The sequence below is a fragment of the Stenotrophomonas sp. YJH_SMC_127 genome (assembly GCF_059372445.1).
The window spans coordinates 414306-431440 of sequence record NZ_JCAFVO010000001.1 but is presented as its reverse complement, the minus strand read 5'-3'; the positions used below and the strand labels follow the sequence as shown (position 1 = coordinate 431440).

20 protein-coding genes are annotated in these 17135 nt (G+C 68.5%); 10 read left to right on the top strand and 10 right to left on the bottom strand.

Annotated features, from left to right (window positions below):
* The first annotated feature begins 3 nt into the window (after positions 1-3).
* On the top strand, positions 4-270 hold the full coding sequence (locus AC5QAB_RS02000) for a DksA/TraR family C4-type zinc finger protein (RefSeq protein WP_049404696.1): 267 nt from the start codon (positions 4-6) through the stop codon (positions 268-270).
* A gap of 533 nt (positions 271-803) precedes the next feature.
* Here the strand turns inward: AC5QAB_RS02000 and AC5QAB_RS01995 are convergent.
* Both AC5QAB_RS01995 and AC5QAB_RS01990 read right to left on the bottom strand, forming a co-directional pair.
* Complete coding sequence (locus AC5QAB_RS01995; protein WP_080469282.1) at positions 804-1397, bottom strand: mechanosensitive ion channel family protein; 594 nt, start codon at positions 1395-1397, stop codon at positions 804-806.
* A 35-nt stretch (positions 1398-1432) separates the two neighbouring features.
* Positions 1433-1612, bottom strand: a complete 180-nt coding sequence (locus AC5QAB_RS01990) for a hypothetical protein (RefSeq protein WP_014647972.1) — start codon at positions 1610-1612, stop codon at positions 1433-1435.
* Between the two features lie 126 nt (positions 1613-1738).
* On the opposite strand from AC5QAB_RS01990, the gene AC5QAB_RS01985 reads away from it, so the two are divergent.
* Genes AC5QAB_RS01985 through AC5QAB_RS01975 form a run of 3 tightly spaced genes read left to right on the top strand, consistent with a single transcriptional unit; the run spans position 1739 to position 3740 of the window.
* The gene (locus tag AC5QAB_RS01985) at positions 1739-2317 is read left to right on the top strand and encodes an RNA polymerase sigma factor (protein WP_032958649.1); all 579 of its coding nucleotides are present in this window, start codon (positions 1739-1741) and stop codon (positions 2315-2317) included.
* Positions 2314-2847 carry a hypothetical protein gene (locus AC5QAB_RS01980; protein ID WP_014647970.1) on the top strand — a complete coding sequence of 178 codons (534 nt, stop codon included), beginning with the start codon at positions 2314-2316 and terminating at the stop codon, positions 2845-2847. The genes AC5QAB_RS01985 and AC5QAB_RS01980 overlap by 4 nt, the downstream gene beginning before the upstream one ends.
* An 11-nt stretch (positions 2848-2858) precedes the next feature.
* Positions 2859-3740, top strand: a complete 882-nt coding sequence (locus AC5QAB_RS01975) for a DUF4097 family beta strand repeat-containing protein (protein ID WP_197561262.1) — start codon at positions 2859-2861, stop codon at positions 3738-3740.
* Between the two features lie 49 nt (positions 3741-3789).
* On the opposite strand, the gene AC5QAB_RS01970 is transcribed toward AC5QAB_RS01975, so the two are convergent.
* The 3 genes from AC5QAB_RS01970 to AC5QAB_RS01960 all read right to left on the bottom strand — a co-directional run bounded on the left by AC5QAB_RS01970 (position 3790) and on the right by AC5QAB_RS01960 (position 5868).
* The gene (locus tag AC5QAB_RS01970) at positions 3790-3972 is read right to left on the bottom strand and encodes a hypothetical protein (RefSeq protein WP_005410566.1); all 183 of its coding nucleotides are present in this window, start codon (positions 3970-3972) and stop codon (positions 3790-3792) included.
* Between the two features lie 11 nt (positions 3973-3983).
* On the bottom strand, positions 3984-4277 hold the full coding sequence (locus AC5QAB_RS01965; protein WP_053462562.1) for a YkgJ family cysteine cluster protein: 294 nt from the start codon (positions 4275-4277) through the stop codon (positions 3984-3986).
* Positions 4278-4506: 229 nt separating this feature from the next.
* Positions 4507-5868, bottom strand: coding sequence for an Hsp70 family protein (locus tag AC5QAB_RS01960; protein WP_049407984.1), 1362 nt, complete (start codon positions 5866-5868; stop codon positions 4507-4509).
* A 193-nt stretch (positions 5869-6061) separates the two neighbouring features.
* Here AC5QAB_RS01960 and AC5QAB_RS01955 point away from each other — a divergent pair, with 193 nt between their 5' ends.
* On the top strand, positions 6062-6397 hold the full coding sequence (locus tag AC5QAB_RS01955; protein WP_049442344.1) for a zinc ribbon domain-containing protein YjdM: 336 nt from the start codon (positions 6062-6064) through the stop codon (positions 6395-6397).
* Between the two features lie 7 nt (positions 6398-6404).
* Here the strand turns inward: AC5QAB_RS01955 and AC5QAB_RS01950 are convergent, their stop codons facing one another.
* Positions 6405-7556, bottom strand: a complete 1152-nt coding sequence (locus AC5QAB_RS01950) for a tetratricopeptide repeat protein (RefSeq protein WP_134966276.1) — start codon at positions 7554-7556, stop codon at positions 6405-6407.
* A gap of 229 nt (positions 7557-7785) precedes the next feature.
* Here AC5QAB_RS01950 and AC5QAB_RS01945 point away from each other — a divergent pair, with 229 nt between their 5' ends.
* The 4 genes from AC5QAB_RS01945 to AC5QAB_RS01930 all read left to right on the top strand — a co-directional run bounded on the left by AC5QAB_RS01945 (position 7786) and on the right by AC5QAB_RS01930 (position 10650).
* Positions 7786-8388 carry an HD domain-containing protein gene (locus tag AC5QAB_RS01945; RefSeq protein WP_049447118.1) on the top strand — a complete coding sequence of 201 codons (603 nt, stop codon included), beginning with the start codon at positions 7786-7788 and terminating at the stop codon, positions 8386-8388.
* Between the two features lie 49 nt (positions 8389-8437).
* Positions 8438-8611, top strand: coding sequence for an oxidoreductase-like domain-containing protein (locus tag AC5QAB_RS01940; RefSeq protein ID WP_032958663.1), 174 nt, complete (start codon positions 8438-8440; stop codon positions 8609-8611).
* Positions 8608-9225, top strand: coding sequence for a DUF998 domain-containing protein (locus tag AC5QAB_RS01935; RefSeq protein ID WP_049447121.1), 618 nt, complete (start codon positions 8608-8610; stop codon positions 9223-9225). Before AC5QAB_RS01940 ends, AC5QAB_RS01935 begins: the two co-directional genes overlap by 4 nt.
* Positions 9226-9303: 78 nt before the next feature.
* Positions 9304-10650, top strand: a complete 1347-nt coding sequence (locus AC5QAB_RS01930) for a virulence factor family protein (protein ID WP_495233124.1) — start codon at positions 9304-9306, stop codon at positions 10648-10650.
* Positions 10651-10774: 124 nt separating this feature from the next.
* Here AC5QAB_RS01930 and mprF read toward each other — a convergent pair whose 3' ends face one another.
* Positions 10775-13339, bottom strand: a complete 2565-nt coding sequence (mprF, locus tag AC5QAB_RS01925) for a bifunctional lysylphosphatidylglycerol flippase/synthetase MprF (RefSeq protein ID WP_197561984.1) — start codon at positions 13337-13339, stop codon at positions 10775-10777.
* Between the two features lie 192 nt (positions 13340-13531).
* On the opposite strand from mprF, the gene AC5QAB_RS01920 reads away from it, so the two are divergent.
* Complete coding sequence (locus AC5QAB_RS01920; protein ID WP_005418155.1) at positions 13532-13879, top strand: RidA family protein; 348 nt, start codon at positions 13532-13534, stop codon at positions 13877-13879.
* A gap of 50 nt (positions 13880-13929) precedes the next feature.
* On the opposite strand, the gene rnfB is transcribed toward AC5QAB_RS01920, so the two are convergent.
* From rnfB to metG, 3 genes are all read right to left on the bottom strand, one after another.
* Positions 13930-14343, bottom strand: a complete 414-nt coding sequence (gene rnfB / locus AC5QAB_RS01915) for an Rnf electron transport complex subunit RnfB (RefSeq protein WP_164110719.1) — start codon at positions 14341-14343, stop codon at positions 13930-13932.
* A gap of 25 nt (positions 14344-14368) precedes the next feature.
* Positions 14369-14959, bottom strand: a complete 591-nt coding sequence (locus tag AC5QAB_RS01910) for an HAD family hydrolase (RefSeq protein ID WP_032958670.1) — start codon at positions 14957-14959, stop codon at positions 14369-14371.
* A gap of 78 nt (positions 14960-15037) precedes the next feature.
* Complete coding sequence (metG, locus tag AC5QAB_RS01905) at positions 15038-17119, bottom strand: methionine--tRNA ligase (protein WP_164110717.1); 2082 nt, start codon at positions 17117-17119, stop codon at positions 15038-15040.
* Positions 17120-17135 lie beyond the last annotated feature (16 nt).

Sequence of the window (17135 nt, the reverse complement as noted above, 5' to 3'; positions counted from 1 at the left end):
GCCATGGCCACCGGTTGGGCAGGAGACGGCGCGGTCCAGGACCAGATCGACGCCACTGTCGATGATGCGATCGCCCGCGCGCGGCGCCAGCTGCGCGACGGCCCCGGTCTGGACCACTGTGAGGAATGCGACGCGCCGATCCCGTTGGCGCGACGCCGGGCTGTGCCTGGTGTGCGGTTGTGCGTTGCGTGCCAGCAGGCGCGGGACGACGAAGACCAGGCGCATGCCGGGTACAACCGGCGTGGCAGCAAGGACAGCCAGCTGAGGTAAAGGGGTGTTTTATTGCAGGGCTGCGCCCTGCACCTGCAGAAGCAACGTCAACATCAAAGGCGCCATCCATGGCGCTCACTGATCTGGCCCCCCTCAACCGGACCCACCCCGCCTTCGACAGATTTCCGCGATCTGTTGGAACCTGCTGCTGATGGTGGGTGCCGACCGTTGGTCGGCACGGGGTCGGATCCAATTTTGACTATCGATATCTGACAGATGTGCCGACCAACGGTCGGCACCCACCAACAGCGCGCGGAATCTGTCAGAGGTGGGGCGGTGTGGGTGGGCAGGACCGTTGGCGCCATGGATGGCGCCATCGAGCCCCCAGGGGTGAGGGCGCTTTGCTTGCGAAGCACTGCTTCGCAAGCGCCCGAACGCACAGCCGCCAGCGGCTGGGCCGGACCCCGGAGGGGGGTTTACGGCGTGTCCTGACCACCCACACCGCCCCGCCATCCCACGGAATGCCGCTCTTGATCTTGCTTCGGCTTCGGCCTCTGCAGGTGCAGGGCGCAGCCCTGCCGAAAACTCCACCCTCAACCGTCGCCCTGGATGCCGCCGGGGGCCTGCGCCGGGTCGCGCCAGCGCCGTACCGTGCGCTGGAAGAACAGGTTGTTCGGCAGCTGCAGCACTGTGCCCTCGTGGCCCTCGCCGGTCTCCTGCAGCGTGGTGTAGATCAGGTTCACGTCGATCACCCGGCCCTTCAGGCCCGGCTTCTCGCCGTTCTCCAGCACCTCGATGTAGTCGTGCAGGCGGAACGGGCGGGTGGTGAAGATCAGCAGCGTGCAGAAGATGTTGGACAGCACGCTCCAGGCCGCGAAGAAGGCCACTGCGCCCACGGCCGCGAAGCCGGTGAACGCGGTCCACAGCACCGAGGGCTTCGCGCCGAGCAGGCTGAGGATGTACAGCAGGGCACTGAAATAGACCACGAAACTGGTGATCCGGCGCGCGCCCATCACCATCTCGGGCGGCAACGTGTAGTGCTCGGCGAAGCGGCGGATCAGGCGCCGGGCGAGCACGCGCAGGAGCCACGCGACCAGAAGCACCACTACGATCTGCAGGGCGACGCCGGCGTAGTTCAACCACGGGTGGGTCCAGGGCGGCAGGTGATCCTTCAGCGACAACATCATGGGGCGACAACAGGTGGCAATAGCGACCTTCGATGTTACCCGGCGCGTGCCGGGGATTCGACCGCCGGGGCCCAGGCCAGGCACACCAGCGCCTGGCGGTGCTGTTGCAGGCAGGCACGGCCGTTACCGGGGTGCAGCTGCAGCGACAGGCCCAGTGCCTGCAGCACGACGCAGGCGGCGATCACCAGCAGGGCGGCGCAGGTTGGGCTGGACATGGCAGGACTCCTGGACGGCAATTTCGCGAAGGACCTTCCATGGATGCAGCAGGAGTCGAAAAGGTTGCACGGCAGTGATCGTCGTCCGGCTCTAAACCTTTTCCCGGGCCGCCGCATCCAAGCGATATGCTCGACACCACCATGCCCGCGCCGCCTGCCGCCCACGACGCCGTCGATGAACCCGCCCTGGTGCGGGCGGCCGCCGCCGGCGATACCTCGGCCTATGAACTGCTGTACCGGCGGCATGCACCGCGCGTGTTCGCCGTGCTGTGGCGGCTGTGCGGGGGCCAGCAGGCGCGTGCCGAAGACGCCTTGCAGGAAGCCTTCCTGCAGGCGTGGAAGGCGCTGCCGGGGTTCCGTTTCGAGAGCAGCCTGTCGACCTGGCTGCATCGCCTGGGCGTCAACGCTGCGCTGATGGAACTGCGTGGGCGCGCCGCCGGGCAGGACCACGACAGTCTTGATGATGTGGACGGAGGACTGCAGGAACTGGCCGTACACGACCGCTGCGCCGGTACCGAGCGCGACCTGGAGCGCGCGCTTGCGACGCTGCCGCCGAGGGCGCGCGCGGTACTGGTGCTGCATGACATCGAGGGCTGGAAACACCAGGAGATCGCCGCGCAGCTGCAGATGGCCGTCGGCAGCTCCAAGGCACAGTTGCATCGTGCGCGCGGCCTGTTGCGCGCACGGCTGGGAGACATGACATGAGTACACACGAACACGATTCCGACCACGATCTGGTGGCCCGACTGCGCGCGCTGCCTTCCGAACGCGGCCTGCCCGCCGATGGCTGGACGCGGTTGTCGGCGCAGCTGCCGCCGCGTGAACCACAGGCGGCGCCTGCGCCGACCGGCAACGTGGTGGTGCTGCCGGGGCGTTCGCGCCGGCGCTGGTGGTTGCCGGTGGGGGCCGCACTGGCCGCAAGCCTGGCGCTCTACGCGGTGGCGCCGTGGCGCCATGCGCAACCGGACGCGCCGGTGCCGTCTACCCTGCAACTGCAGGCCGCGGCGATGACCGAGCAGTACCAGCAGGCAGTGGCCTCGTTGCCCGCAGGCCGGGCGCCGGAATGGCAGCCGGCGCTGCACGAACTCGATGAAAGCGCGGCACAGATCCGGGCCGCGCTGGCGCAGGATCCACGCGCGCCGCATCTGCTTGGCCAGCTCAAGCGCACCTATGCGTTGCGGCTGGAATTGACCCGGCAGGCGGCCTATGCCGCCGAGTCCGGCCTGACGACCTGAGGAGACCCCCGATGACACGAACCCTGATGACCTGCTGCGCCGCGCTGTTGCTGCTGCCCGCGGTGGCCCTGGCTGACACACGGATCGACGAGCGCCACAACCTGGCCGCCGGCGGCCGCATCGAACTGAGCAACGTGGCCGGCAAAGTGAGCGTGCGTGGCTGGGACCGCAACGACGTGCAGCTCACCGGTACGCTGAGCGATGGCCTGCAGCTGCGCCAGGAGAAGAGTGCCAACCGCGTGCGCTGGGAGATCGAGTATCCGCGTCGCAACAACAACGGCGGCGCGACGCTGGTGCTGAACGTGCCGCGCTCGGTGGAACTGCTGCTGAGTACGGTCAGTGCCAGCCAGGACATCAGCGGCATCGATGTGCGCCGCCTGCAGGCCGACACGGTCAGCGGCAGCCTGAGCGCCTCCGGTCGCAGCGGCGACAGCAAGCTCAATACGGTCAGCGGCGGTGTCATCGCGCGCCTGCAGACGCCGAAGCTGGACGTGAACACGGTCAGTGGCCGCATCGAAGCCGGCGGCGGCGTGTCCGGTGACATCGGTGCACAGACGGTATCCGGCCGGGTCGAGGTCGATGCCGGGCGGGTGCAGCGGCTGGCGGTGGAAACCGTGTCGGGCAGCATCGACCTGTCGGCGGCCGGGCTGGCGCCGGGGGGCCGTATCAATGTCGAATCGGTGAGCGCGTCGGTCAACCTGCGCCTGCCACGCACGGTTTCGGCGCAGCTGTCGGTGAACAGCTTCAGCGGGTCGATCAACAGCGATGCCGGCCAGTTGGAACGGCCGCGCTACGGCCCCGGCAGCCATCTCGATACTCGGCTCGGCAATGGCGACGGTGACATCCGCGTCCAGTCGCATTCGGGCAGTGTGCGGGTACGCCTGGATCGCTGAGCGCGGTCCGGCAGGCCGCGGCGGCAGCGCCGCCGCGGTCGGAGCTGGGTCAGCTGGCTTTCTTCAGCGCCCAGGTAGTGCCGAGGACTTCGATCTTGCCACCGGCCTTGCGGAACGCTGCCAGGTCCGAAGCGATCGAATCGCTGCTGACCACGGTGCTGGCGGCCGCGCCCTTGCGTTCGCTGCGGATGCTGTTGCTGGCCTTCGCGGGGGTCTTTGCCTTGCGGGGCATGGTTGCTCCTGTCAGGTGGAAGGGGAGGAAAGCGCCCAGGCATCGGCCTGGCGCAGGTAGTCCTGCCGCTCGCGGCGGCAGTCATCGCCGCCCATCGAGAACTGGCGGCAGATCGCCGGGCGCTGCGAATAGATCGTGCAGCGCAGGTGATAGGGATCGATCGCCGCGCACCAGCCTTCCTCGTTGCGCGCCATCACGGCACGGCCGTGGGTGTCGCGTGACAGGAACTGGCCGGGCACGTGGTCGCCGGGCTGCAGCAGCACGGGCAACCGGCAACAGACCGCGTCACAACGGCGGCAGTCGATGGGTGCAGGTGCTGCGTCAGGTTGTAAGGCCTCAGGGGCCTGGCGGGTGCCCAAAGCGGGTCTCAATGGCGGCTCAGGTGCTGCGCGGACCATGAACGAGCCAGGAAGGCATGGCCGCTAGGCCCGCTGGGCGGGCCAGGCTGCACCGTGGACACACACCGGCATGGCCGGTGGAAGGGGCAGCAGGGTTCTAGCCGACCAAGAGTAACTTAGACCGCGTAACGTTTTGTTAATCCTGGCTGGCTGCCGCCAGCGCAAGGCCCTGGACCACGCCCAGCGAGGGCTCGCCGTGGACCATGCGGGCGCCCGGGAAGGCGGCCGCCACCGCCTGGCGCAGGTAGCCGGCGCGGGACATGCCACCGGTCAGGAACACGGCATCCGGGTCGCCGCCGATGTCGCTGCGGACCTGGGCCAGCAGCTCGCGGATCTGCTCCAGGTAGCCATGGGCGGCGGCGGCCAGGCCGTCGGCGCTGCTGTCGGCATGCAGGTCGCGGGCGATGTAGTCCAGCGTGCTGCGGTGCTCGCTGGCAGCGCTGAGGGCGATCTTGGCGCGTTCGACGTCACGGTACAGGCGGGCGGTGTTGCCGGTGTCCTGCAGGGCCTGCAGGCGGTCGCCCCAGGGCGCGTCGACATGGTCGTACTTGTGCAGGCGGAATTCGCGCTGGCGGGTCATGTCCTGCACGGTGGCCGCTTCCACGTAGTGGTGGGCCGGCACGCGGGTGATGCCGCGGCCGAACAGCGGCATGTAGCTGGACAGGCTCAGCGCCAGGTCGATGTCGGTACCGCCGCGGGCGATACCCCAGGCGCGGTGGATGCGCGGGGCGTCGTCGCCGCCGACTTCGGCATGGGCGATGTCGGTGGTGCCGCCGCCGATATCGACGATCACCGCCTGGTGCCGCTCGCGGCTTTCGGCGTGGTAATGCATGGCCGCCGCGGCTGGCTCCTCGAGGAAATCAACCTGGTCGAAGCCGGCCTGGGTGGCCGCTTCACGCAGGATGTCCAGCGCCTGGTCGTTGCCGGCTGCGCCGATCGAACTGCGGAACTGCACCGGGCGCCCGAGCAGGGCGGCGCGCAGCGGCCGGCCGAGCTGGGCACTGGCGGTCAGGCGGATGTGTTCGAGGATGTGCGCGGCGATGCCGGTGATGGTCTGCTTCGCGCGCGGGTGCAGGTTGTAGCCGAGCATCGACTTCGGGCTCTGCACCAGGTTGCCTTCGTGTTCCTCGAAATAGGCTTCCAGCGCTTCGTCGCCGTAGACCGCGTTCTGCAGCAGGTCGTTGGCGCTGCGTTCCTTGCCGGCGCGGGCTTCCATCCATTCCCGGCGCAGCGCGCGCAGGGCTTCGCGGCGCAGCGCCTGCGGCGTGCGTTCCTGGCCGGCGGCGCGCGCCGCGCGCGCGGCGCTGTCGATCATCTGCTGCAGCTGGTGTTCCTGGCCGTCGTCGAGCTGGAAGTCGTCCGGGTCGGGCACCACGCCGGGGAAGTACACACTGGTGCGGAACTGCTCGGCGTCGCCGAAGCGGATCGGCAGCAGTGTTCCCTCATGCACGATGGCGGCGGCGGAGTTGCTGGTACCGAAGTCGATGCCGAGGCGCATGGGGAGTTCCGGGGGGCGATCAGGGGCCGCGCACTCTGCTGCAGTTCGCCGCCGACTGCAAGTTCCTGCGGCCTCCCATTCCGTACCGGGAGGCCGGATCGGGTCAAGCCGGGAGCCGGGCGCCGCCCGGAAAAGGGCAGGCGAGCCGGGCGGTTACAATGGCGGCTGTTGATTCACTTTGAGGTACTTGCTGATGTCTTCTGCCCCCGCCTGCCCGCAGTGCACCCTGGAAAACACCTATGCCGATGGCGCGCTGTGGATCTGCGCCGACTGCGGCTTCGAATGGACCGCCGAGGAAAGTGCCGGTTCGACCCTGGTCGTGCGTGACAGCAACGGCAATACCCTGCAGGCCGGTGACACGGTCACCGTGATCAAGGACCTGAAGGTGAAGGGTTCCTCGATCCCGCTCAAGCAGGGCACCGTGATCCGCAACATCCGCCTGGTCGAGGACGATGCCGAGCACATCGAAGGCAACTCGGAGAAGATCAAGGGCCTGGTCCTGAAGACCTGCTTCCTCAAGAAGGCCTGACCGGCCTTCAGCGCCTGGCCTGCTGCTGTGCGCGCCAGCGGGCCAGGCTGTCCAGCTTGGCCTGGTAGCGCGCCTGCTGCGGGGCACCGCCCAGCGCCTGCGCGCGCAGCAGTTCACGATCGGCGCGCTTGAGCTGGCCGGCCAGGAAATAGGCCCGCGCCAGCCCGAAGTGGAACTGGTGTGCGGTGTCGTACAGGCGCACGGCCTGCCGGTAATAGCGGATCGCCTGATCCAGTCGGCCGGCGCGTTCGGCCTCGGCGCCGAGCATGTACTGCGCGAACGGATCCTCGCGCTGCACCGACTGCAGGCGCTGCTCCAGCGCCTGCGCCTGCATGATCATGCCCAGCTTCCGGTACAGCGCGCTGGCGTTGGTCAGTGCAGCGTCCTGGCGGCCGTCCAGTCGCAGCGCCGTTTCCAATGCCCGGCGCGCGGCGGCGGTATCGCCCGTACGGTTTTCCAGCACGCCCAGGTTGTTCCAGGTGGCGGCGAAGCTGTTGTCCTGTGCCAGCGCGGCATTGAAGAAGGTGCGTGCACCCACCAGATCGCCGCTGGCCATGCGTTCGGCGCCGCGGTTGTTGTAGAAGTGTGCCAATGCCCGTGCCTGGCTGATCGGCAGCGGCCCGCGGCGGTCGTACAGCACGTTGCGATCCAGATCGACGGTGGCGAAGCGGCCGGCGAAGCCGACCCCGGCATTGACGTGGCCGACGCTGTAGACCAGGCCCTGGGCCTGGTCCTGGTACCACGACACGACCTGGCCGACTTCCTGCACGCGTGCCTGGATGCCGGCTTCGCGTGCCAGCGCGACGAACATCAGGGTAAAGGCCAGGCAGTTGGCGCGCCGCTGCTGCCAGATCTCGCTGACGGTGAAGGTCGCATCGGCGTCGTACTGCAGGTCCAGGCCGTGGCGGTCGAAGATCATCTCCACCAGCGCCTGCAGGCGCTGCTCGCGGGAGTAACCGTGATTGATCACCTGCGTGCGCAGCATGTCGCGCATCGCCGGTGGAATCGCGAACACCTGCTGCGGCGTCGGCATCGCCGGAGTGGTGGTGCTGGCAACGGCCAGCGGCGCGGCCGTTCCCGGATGATCCTGTGCGATCGCGGACGGTGCTGCCAATGCGGCCAGTGCGAGCAGAACGAATCGGGCGGCAGGACGGTACATGACGGCTCCCGGCAGCGGCGGGCGCTCCCGCCTGAGGCGAGTGTAGACCTGTGCGCGCACCGCTGCAGCGACCGTTGGTCGGTCCGCACGTTCATCCACAACCGGTGTGGACCAGCGCTCGGGAAAGCTGTGGACAACCGCGTTGCGGCCTAGTGCGAAGGGCCTTGTGAGGGCGTGGTGAAAAAAGTGACAGCTTGCCCGCCACCGGCGCAGGCGGGATGATCCGCGCATGGACTTTTCCCCGCTGACGCTCGCTCCAGTGCAGTGGCAGGCGCTGCAGGACAGCTATGCAACGCCGCCACGGGCCTACCACCACTTCGGCCACGTGCGCGCGGTGCTGCAGCACTGCCAGGAGGTTGCCGACGGCCCCGGCTGGCAGCAACCGGCCGAGGTCTACCTGGCCGTGCTCTACCACGATGCGATCTACGTGGCGGGGCGAAAGGACAACGAGGCGCGTTCGGCGCAGCTGGCCCTGCAGGCGATCGCGCAGGCGCCGGAACTCGCCGCCGTCGATGCCGCCCGGGTCGAGCAGCTGATCCTGCTGACCGCCCGCCATGGCGCGCTCGGCCCGGACGATGTCGATGCCGAGGCCGCGTTGTTCCTGGACTGCGACATGGCGATCCTGGCCGCGCCGGAACCGGTGTTCGCCGCGTATGACCGTGGCGTGGCCGAGGAGTACAAGGGCGTGGTGCCGGGCTTCCTGTATCGCGCCGGTCGCCGCCGTTTCCTGCAGGGCCTGCTGCGCGCACCGCGCATCTTCCTCAGCGAATTCTTCCACCAGCGCCTCGACGCGGCCGCGCGCGACAACCTGCGCCGCCAGCTGGACCACTGAGCCAGCCCGGTACACTGGGGCCTGTTTCCACCGATCGCCGCTTCCAACCGTGTCCGTCCCTGATCCCGATCCCCGTCCGCTGCCGCCGGAAGAGCCCGGTCCCAACGAATGCTGCGGCAGCGGTTGCCCGCTGTGCGTGCTGGATCTGTATGCCGATGAGCTGCAGCGCTACCGCAAGGCGTTGGCCGAATGGCAGGCGCGGCACCCGGAGGCCTCCGCATGAGCCGCGCGCGTCCGGCGGCGCTGTTGGCGCTGGCAGCCCTGGTTCTGTTCCTGGCCACCGCGCTGTGGACGCAGTTCGCACGCACCGACCTGGACTGGGTGCGGGCCACGCTCAGCCTCTACCTGCATGGGCCGTGGGGGCTGGCGTTGCGCGCGGCCTACTGCCTGCTGGCATTGGCGATCGCCCTGCTCGGCATCGCCCTTTATCGCGGCAGCATCGGCCCGCGGCGCAGCGCGGCGGCGCCGCTGCTGTTCACGGTCTCGGCGCTGGGCCTGGCCACGGTCGCCATCGGTGACAGCTGGCTGCCCGAAGCAACCCCGCTGCTGGCACCGTTCATCCACGGGTTGGCGGCCAACACTGCATTCCTGTGTGCCAGCGTCGGCATGCTGCTGCAGGCCTGGTACCTGCGCCGCGAACCGGGCTGGCAATCCGCCGCCGGCCTGCTCTGGGGCTGGGCCTGGCTGGCCTTCGTGCTGCTATGGCTGCACGTGCTGTGGCGTGGCGGGCCGCCGCGCGGGCTGGGGCAGAAAGTGGTGATCGTGGTGATCGTGGGCTGGCTGCTGTATCTGGCGCTGGCGCTGTATCGGCGCAGTCGTCGCGCCGCAGCCTGCTGAAACCCCAACGGCCTGCACCGGTACGTGCCGTGCACGTGGAGGCAGCGTATCGTGTGCGCATTCCATCGGGGCTGCGATATGAAGCGTGCAGGGCTGGGCAGGGTAATGGGCGTGGTGCTGGCGCTGGCCGCACTGCCGGCAACCGCGGCAGCGACCGTGCAGCAGTTCAGCCACGGGCGGTTCGAACAGATTCCGGTGCATATGCCGGCCGGTACCCCGCAGCGGGTGGTGATCTGGTTCCACGAACCGACTCCCGGTGGCGATACCAGCCGTCTGCCGATCGAGGCCCTGCGTGCCGACGGTGCGATGGTCGCCGCCGTGGACATCGCGCACCTGCGCGGCGTGCTCAAGCGCGAAGGCAACCCGACCTGTTCGTTCGGTTCCGGCGATGTCGAGAATTTCTCGCGCTGGCTGCAGGCCTCGCTGCATCTGCCCGGGTACCACCTGCCGCTGGTCGGCGGCGATGGCGAAGGCGCTGAAATGGCCTACTCGCTGGCCGCGCAGGCCGACACCCAGGTGTTCGCCGGCCTGCTCACCACCGGCTTCTGCCCGGACCACAACCACGAGCGCATGGTCTGCGGCGATGGCGTGAAGCGCAACACGCTGCAACCCGCCGAGCTGAACTTCCCGTGGTTGAGTGCAGCCGGTGATCACGGCTGCAAGGCGGGCGAGGCCAGCGGGTTCGTGCAGCAGGTGGCGATGGCGCGCGAGTTCAAGCGCACGGCGCGTGGTGATGCCTCACCGGGCCTGGTGGCTGCAGCGCGGGTGATGGGTGCGCAGGCAGGCGTCAGCCTGGCACCGCCGCCGGCCGCGCTGAAGGGCCTGCCGGTGGTGGAAGTACCGGCGACCGGCAACGGCGACACGCTGGCCGTGTTCGTCTCCGGTGACGGTGGCTGGGCCGGCCTGGACAAGGACGTGGCGTCGTCGCTCAACGAGCACGGCGTGGCCGTGGTCGGCATCGACTCGCTGCGCTACTTCTGGAGCGAGCGCACGCCGAAGGGCTTCGCTGCTGACCTGCAGAAGATCATCGATCACTATCGCCAGCAGTGGCACCGCGACAAGGTGATGCTGATCGGTTTCTCGCAGGGGGCCGACGTGCTGCCGGCGACCATCAACCAGCTCGATGCCGATACCCGTGCAGCGCTGGATCGCATCGTGCTGCTGTCGGTAGGCAAGAAGGCCGACTTCGAGTTCCACGTCAGCAACTGGCTGGGCGGCGGCGGCGACGGCCTGCCGATCGCGCCGGAAGTGGCCAGACTGCCGGCGGAGAAAACGCTGTGCGTGTACGGCGACAAGGATGAGGACGCACTGTGCCCGGACCTGCCGGCCAATGACGGTGTGAAGAAGGTGAAGCTGCCGGGTGACCACCATTTCGGTGGTGACTATGATCGGCTGGCCGAGGTGATCCTCAAGGGCGGTATGTAGCGCTTGGTAGACGCCGACCTTGGTAGGCGCTGGGGCTGAGGGCGCCTTGGGGATGAGCGTGTCGACCAAGGTCGACACCTACCGGGCGGCAGGTGGCACCGGGTATGCCTGGTGGTGCGGGGCGTCAGTTGCGCCGCGGGTCCAGCGAGATCAGGCGCGTGGCATCCAGCAGTGCGGCCGGCAGGTGCATGCCACTGGGCGCAGCGAGATAGCGTGGCCGCCACTGCGGGTCGAACTTCGACTTGAAGCGGCGCAGGCCACTGAAGCCGTAGAAGCGTTCGCCATGCCGCGCCAGCAGGCCGGCCAGGCGGTTCCAGCGGCCGGCCAGGCGATGCTGCGCCAGCCCGGACAGTGGCGCCATGCCCAGCGAGAAGCGTGCATAGCCCTGCGCGCGGCCCCACAGGAACAGCTCGATGAAGAGGAAGTCCATCGTGCCCTTCGGCGCCTCGTTGACGTGGCGCATCAGGTCCACCGACAGCTCGGCACCGGCCGGCGCCTGCCACAGGTTGGCGAACGCCACGATCTGGCCTTCGGCCTCGACCAGTGCCACCGGGAACCGCACCAGGTAATCCGGGTCGTAGCTGCCCAGCGAAAAGCCCTTTTCGTCGCCGGCCTTGTCTTCCAGCCACGCGTTGGAAATCGCGTGCAGGCGCGGCAGCAGGCTGGGAATTTCCTCCACCGGTGCCACACGGAAGGACAGGCCGCCGCGCTTGCCCCGGTTCCAGGCCTGGCGCAGGTCCGCACGTTCGCGGCCTTCCAGGCCGAAATCGTGCAGCGGCACCATCGCTTCTTCGCCCAGCTTGACCAGGCCCAGGCCCAGGTCGAGGTAGGTCTGCCAGTAGGACTCGCCGACCTGGTAGAACACCGGGCGCAGGCCGAGCCGGTCGGCTTCCTCGCGGAAGCGCCAGATCAATGCGCGGGCGACCTCCGGCGGGCCGACCGGATCGCCCATCGCGATCAGCGAACCGCCGTAGCGCTGCATCATCACGAAGCCCTGTTTCGCCTCGTCGCGCAGCACCGCCTTGTCGGCGGTCAGCACCAGGAAGGCCTGGGTATCGGTGGCACCGGCCAGTACCGGCGCCAGTGATTGCAGCGTGGCCTCGTCGGCGGCTGGCAGCGGGCTGCGCGTGCTGTGCAGCAGCCGCGCCAGGCCGAACATCACCAGCGCGATCGCCACGACCAGCAACGCGCGCAGCGCGCGTGGTGCGTTGCCGGATATCGCAAACTGCCACCACAGCTCGTTCTGGTACTCGACATGGCTGTAGGTGAAGAACAGCAGCCAGGTGACCGCGACCAGCACCAGGCCGAGGTTGCGCAGCCACGGCCATGACCAGGCTTCGTCCAGCAGCGCGCCCTGGCGGTAGAACTCGCGACGTGCGGCCCACAGTGCCATCGCCACCAGCACTGCCGAGACGGCGATCAACAGTTGGCCACCCCGCAGCCACAGCGGCAGCGGGGTGATCACGCACACCGCCATCGCCAGCACCCACGCGGCGTGGCTGCGCCGGGCCAGGCCCTGGCCGATCAGCAGCAGTGCGACGCCGCTGAGGCTGCCGATCAGGTGCGAGGTCTCCAGGATCGGCAGCGAGGCATTGACCAGGTGACGGCGTGGCGTCGGCAGCGTGCCGTCGATGACCAGTGCGGCGCCGATGCTGAACACCGCCAGCGCGATGATCTGCGGCAGCCACGGGCGCAGCGCGTTCCAGCCCGCACGGGTTGCCCCGGCGCTGGCCTGCAGTGGCTGACGCAGGGCGGGCGCGAGCGCGAGCAGGGTGGCCAGCACCAGCGGCAGCACGTAGTAGGTGACGCGGTAGATCAGCGCCGCTGCCAGCACCGCCGCCGGTGCCACCTGCGGCAACAGCTTCAGCAGGCTCCACTCGAACACGCCAAGGCCGGCGGGCACGGTCGAGACCAGGCCGGCCAGCACGGCCACCAGGTACAGGCCGACGAAGCCGGGCAGTCCGGTCGGCGTGGAGTCCGGCAGCAGCACGTAGAACGCGGCACTGGCCAGCACCAGTTCGATCACGCTCAGCACGGTGACGCCGATCATGGTGCGGCGGTCGGGCAGCCACAACGCATGGCCGAACACGCTGAACTGCCGTCCATCGCGGCCGACCAGCAGCACGGTGCCGAGATATGCGAGCAGGGCGACGATGCCGACGATGCGCACGGCATCGGGATTCAATGGCAATGCCAACGCTGCCGCTGCAGGTTCCATGCACAGTGCCACGCTGATCAGCAGCCATGCCCCGAACACGAAGCCGAGCGTGCTCATCAGCACCACCTGGCCGATCTGCGCCAGGTCCAGGCCGGCGCTGCGGTAGCCACGCAGGCGTACCGCGCCGCCGGTCAACGCGGCAAAGCCCACGGTCTGGCCCAGCGTGTGCGCAAGGAACGCGGTGATGCCGACTCGCGCAGGGTGCACGCGGATGCCGCTGCGACGCAGGCCGATGGCATCGAAGCCGATCAGGCAGGCGTAACTGGCCAGGCCGAGTACCACGGTGAGCGCGATCTGCATGCCACTGAGCTGGCGGAACGCCTGGCGGATGGCCCGGTAGCCGTGCTCGTCGAACTCGTTGGCCAGGCCGTGCAGGGCCAGGGCGAGGATCAGCAGCGGGATGACGATGGTGGCAACCCGCTTCCAGGCTGGCGTGGAAGGGGCAGTGGTGGAATCGACGGGGACGGTCATCGGCGCAAGGGTGCGGCAGGAGGGGCGAGGGCGGTGTCAACGCGGGCGTGGCGCATCGTGCGCCTGTCATCGTCATTTGACCAGTGGGACCGTCGGAGCCCGGTAGTGACGTGTCGCGGAAGGTGCCCGTGCACCCACCGTCGACCGGATTGGAGGACAATGCAGGCCTGATCACCCGCAGGAGCCACGCCCATGATGGAGCGTTACGACGTCGGACCGCGCATGTCCGAAATGACCGTGTACAACAAGGTCGCCTACCTCTCCGGCCAGATTCCGGAAGACACCAGCCAGGACATCACCGGGCAGACCCGGCAGGTGCTGGCGGAGATCGACAAGCTGCTGGCACTGGTCGCCAGTGATCGCCAGCACGTGCTGCGCGCGGAAGTGTTCCTGGCCGATATCGCCGACTTCGACGGCATGAACAAGGCGTGGGACGAGTGGGTGGTCGAGGGCGCGACCCCGGCCCGCGCAACCTTCGAAGCCAAGCTGGCCCACGCCGAGTGGAAGGTCGAGATCGTGGTGACGGCGGCTGTGCCGTAACTGCGGGATGGGGTCGGATCCCTTTCCCGCGGAAAGGGATCCGACCCCTGTTACAGGGGCAGCAACTCGATGCAGTCCACCGGGCACGGCGGAATGCACAGTTCGCAACCGGTGCACAGATCGGCGATGACCGTGTGCATGTACTTGGCGCCGCCGACGATGGCGTCCACCGGGCAGGCCTGGATGCACTTGGTGCAGCCGATGCAGTCGGCTTCCACGATCAGCGCCACCTGCGGCACCTTGTGTTCGCCACGCGAACGATCAAACGGAATGGCAGGCACGCCCATTACCTGCGCCAGCGCGCGCGCGCCGGCATCGCCGCCCGGCGGGCAGCGGTCCACGCCCACCTCGCCGCGCGCCATCGCCTGCGCATACGGGCGGCAGCCGTCGTAGCCGCACTGCCCGCATTGGGTCTGCGGCAGCAGGCGGTCGAGGCGTTCGGTCAGGGGCGGGATCAGGCTCATGCGTGGCGAAGGCTGCGCGTCGGGGTTACTTCAGGGGTTTGCCACGGAACCAGCGCTCGTGGGCCAGCGCCAGCATCGGCTTGTCTTCGGAACTGTCACCGTAGGCATGGATGCGCACGTAGCGGGACAGATCGAACTGGCGACGGATGTGCTCGACCTTGCGCGGGCCGCAGTCGCCACCGGCATAGCGACCGGTCAGGCGGCCGTCCTGGCTTTCCAGCCGGTTGCAGATCAGCTGAAGGCCCAGCTGCTCGCACCATGGCCGCAGGTACAGGTCCAGCGAGCCGGACACGATCACCACGGTATGCTGCTGTTCCCTGTGCCAGCGGATCTGCTCCAGCATTTCCGGGCGCACCACCTCGGGCAGGAACTCACGCGAGAAGCCTGCGGCCAGCGTGGCGATGTCATCGCTGTGGCGGTTGCTGAAGGTCAGGCGGGTGACGCGTGCACGGATGCGTTCGGCCGAGATCAGTTTCAGCTTGTATGCGGCCAGCCACGGGCCGACCTTCCACCACGCCTGCGCCAGCTGTTCGGCGGTGGCCACGCGGCGCAGGAAACGGCCATAGGTATCGCAGGTGGTCACGGTGTGGTCGAAGTCGAACAGCGCCAGTTCCATTCCATTGCTTCCCATCGCGTTGCCTCCGCTGGCCGATGCTGCCGGCAGGCGCGGCGGTGGCCGCGCCCGCTGCAGGCATCAGCGGACCGGCATGCCCGGCTGCGCGCCGCTGTCGGCGTCCAGCAGCGCCAGCGCGCCGCCGTCGAAACCGGCCGACAGGATCATGCCTTCGCTCAGGCCGAAGCGCATCTTGCGCGGCGCCAGGTTGGCGATGAACACCACGCTGCGACCGACCAGGGCTTCCGGCTCGCCGTAGCTGCCACGGATGCCGGAGAAGATCTGGCGCTTGCCCAGTTCGCCGGCATCCAGTTCGAAGCGCAGCAGCTTGTCCGAACCTTCCACGAACTCGCACACCAGCACCTTGCCGATGCGCAGGTCGAGCTTGGCGAAATCGTCGATGCCGACATAGGCCGGAGCATCGGCACTCTTCGCGTCGTCCTTGGCCGGGGCCGGTGTGGCCGGCTTGGCGGCGTCGGTCCTGGCGGCGGGGGCGGCAGCGGCGGCCGGCTGCAGGGTGTCCTTGGAGGCGTCGATCATGGCGTCAATCTTCTTCGGGTCGATACGGGTGAACAGCGGGGTGTAGTCGGTGATGCGGTGGCCCAGCAGCGGCTGTGCCAGTTCGGTCCAGTCATTGACCGGCGCGGCCAGGAAGGCCTCGGCCTGCGCGGCGGTGGCCGGCAGCACCGGCTTCAGTGCGGTGACCAGCACGCGGAACAGGTTCAGGCCCTGGCTGCACACGGCCTGCAGCTGCGCGTCGGCGCCTTCCTGCTTGGCGATGACCCACGGCTTGACGTTGTCGATGTAGCGGTTGGCTTCGTCGGCCAGGGTCATGGTCAGGCGGATCGCCGCAGCCGGGTCGTTGCGCTCGTAGGCTTCACGGATCGGCGCCAGGCCGTCGACGAAGCGCTGGTACTGCGCCGCGTCGGGCAGCTGCGCGGCCAGCTGGCCGTCGAAGCGCTTGCTGATGAAGCCGGCGCAGCGGCTGGCCAGGTTGACGAACTTGCCGACCAGGTCGGCGTTGACGCGGGCGATGAAATCACCCAGGTTCAGGTCAAGATCGTCGACGCCACCGCCGGACTTGGCGGCGTAGTAGTAGCGCAGCGCTTCCGGCTCCAGGCCGGCATCGAGGAAGGTACGCGCCATCACGAAGGTGCCGCGCGACTTGCTCATCTTGGCACCGTCCACGGTGAGGTAGCCGTTGACGTGCAGGCGGGTCGGCGCGCGGTGGCCGGTACCGTGCAGCACCGCCGGCCAGAACAGGCCGTGGAAGTTGACGATGTCCTTGCCGATGAAGTGGTGCAGTTCGGTGGCGGTGCCGGCGCGCAGGTGCGCTTCGAAGTCCTCGCCGAGCTTGCCGCACAGGGTCTGGAAGCTGGACAGGTAGCCGATCGGCGCATCCAGCCAGACATAGAAGTACTTGCCCGGCTGGCCGGGAATCTGGAAACCGAAGTACGGCGCATCGCGCGAGATGTCCCACGCGCGCAGGCCACCTTCGGCGTTGAGCCACTCACCCAGCTTGGCCTTCACGCCCGGCAGGGCGACATCGCCGGCCAGCCATTCGCGCAGGAATGCATCGAAGTGGCCCACCTCGAAGAAGAAGTGCTCCGAATCGCGCATTTCCGGCGTGGCGCCGGAGATGACCGAACGCGGCTCCTTCAGGTCGGTCGGTGCATAGGTCGCGCCGCAGACTTCGCAGTTGTCGCCGTACTGGTCGGGGCTGCCGCAGTTCGGGCAGATGCCCTTGACGTAGCGGTCGGGCAGGAACATGCCCTTGGCCGGGTCGTAGAACTGGGCGACCGAACGGCGGCTGATGTGGCCGGCCGCTTCCAGCTTCAGGTAGAACTGCTCGGTCAGTGCCTTGTTGGCCGCCGAGTTGGTCGAGTCGTAGTGGTCGAAGGCCACGCCGAAGGCGGCGAAGTCACGTTCGTGGCTGGCCTGGATGTTGGCGATGAAGGTTTCCGGGGTGACCCCGGCCTTTTCCGCGGCCAGCATGATCGGCGTGCCGTGGGTGTCGTCGGCGCAGACGAACCAGGCCTTGCCGCCGCTCATTCGCCGCGCACGCACCCAGATGTCGGCCTGGATGTAGCCGACCAGGTGGCCCAGGTGCAGCGGGCCGTTGGCGTAGGGCAGGGCGGTGGTGACGAGCGCGGTACGGGTCATGGTCGCGGGGTGAAGC